This window comes from Streptomyces phaeochromogenes (assembly GCF_001418655.1).
In the GTDB taxonomy this organism is placed as follows: Bacteria; Actinomycetota; Actinomycetes; order Streptomycetales; family Streptomycetaceae; genus Streptomyces; species Streptomyces phaeochromogenes.
In genome coordinates, this window is record NZ_LIQZ01000492.1 from 1 (window position 1) to 1,110 (window position 1,110).

Here is a 1,110-nt window from a genome sequence, read left to right on the forward strand (position 1 = left end):
GGCTTCGACAGCCGAGGCCCCGGCCGAACCTGACGCGAACGACGCGCGCCGCACACCGGACCGGGATCCGGACCGCACCCGCACCCGCACCCGCACCCGCACCCGCACCCGCACCCGCAGCGGGACGCAAAAAAGGGTGCCCTCTCACCGGCGGGCATCTGCTTCACTCGGCGCATGCTGAAGATCGGATCCGTGGTGTTGGGTGTGGAGAATGTGCGGCGCGCGACCGCATTCTGGACGGAGGCTCTCGGGTACGTCCCGCGCGAGGAGCCGGAGGACGACTGGGTGGTGCTGGTACCCGCGCAAGGGACCGGCCCCCAACTGGCACTCGGGTTCAGCGAGACACCCGTACAGGAGTATCCGCGCGTCCATCTGGACCTCTACGCAAGGGACGCGGCGGATCAGGCCGCCGAGGTCGACCGGTTGGTGTCCCTCGGCGCCCAGCGGGTCGACTGGGACCTGTATCCCGACGATCCGGACTTCGTGGTGCTGGCCGACCCCGACGGCAACCGCTTCTGCGTCATCGACACCAGCCGGGAGTGACATCCGGCCGATGGCAGGTTCGCCGAACTGTTCAGTCCTGGTGGACGCACCGGACGACTCGGTCGACGAACTGTGCGGCCCGCTCCGGCTCCTCCTCGAACAAGTTTCCGAGGTGCTCCCGGACGGCCTCGCCGACGCAGTCCCGCACCTCGGTGTTGCCCAGCAACCCGCCCGTAGCGCTGAGGTACTCGGGACGGTCGAGCTTCACCGACACGACTGCCGTGAGACTCCTGCAGATCCGGTCGTCGCGGGGATCGAGGTCCGCTGCCGGCAGCCCCCGTTCCCGTGCGTACGCGATGACCGCGGCCGCCACTCCGTCACGGAAGCCGTCCACGTGCGTGCCGCCCTCGCGAGTGGCCCGGCTGTTGGCGAAGCCGACTATCCGTTCCTCGCGGGAGCCGGTCCACAGCAGGGCCACCTCCATCGTCCCCGCCATCCGTGGGTCCTCGCGCTCGAAGCCGATGACGTCCGGCTGGACGCCCGACCCCGTCTCCGCGTCGAGGGTGGCCACGAGGTCCCGAACTCCCTCCGGGAACCGGAACGACACCGCCCGGACCCCGCCCGCCG

The 1,110-nt window shown here is 70.5% G+C and carries 1 protein-coding gene and 1 pseudogene; one reads left to right on the top strand and one right to left on the bottom strand.

All coding sequences use genetic code 11. The features are described from left to right. Positions 1-174 precede the first annotated feature (174 nt). Entirely contained in the window at positions 175-543 is a 369-nt protein-coding gene (locus tag AOK17_RS43735) for a VOC family protein (protein WP_055618219.1), read from the top strand. A 31-nt stretch (positions 544-574) separates the two neighbouring features. On the opposite strand, the pseudogene AOK17_RS43740 reads toward AOK17_RS43735, so the two are convergent. Further along, positions 575-1,110, bottom strand: a pseudogene (locus tag AOK17_RS43740) (DNA gyrase subunit B); the annotation flags it as partial.

Bases quoted from the DNA above. Each gene is read 5' to 3' on its own strand.
- AOK17_RS43735 (WP_055618219.1), top strand. From the start codon at position 175: ATGCTGAAGATCGGATCCGTGGTGTTGGGTGTGGAGAATGTGCGGCGC.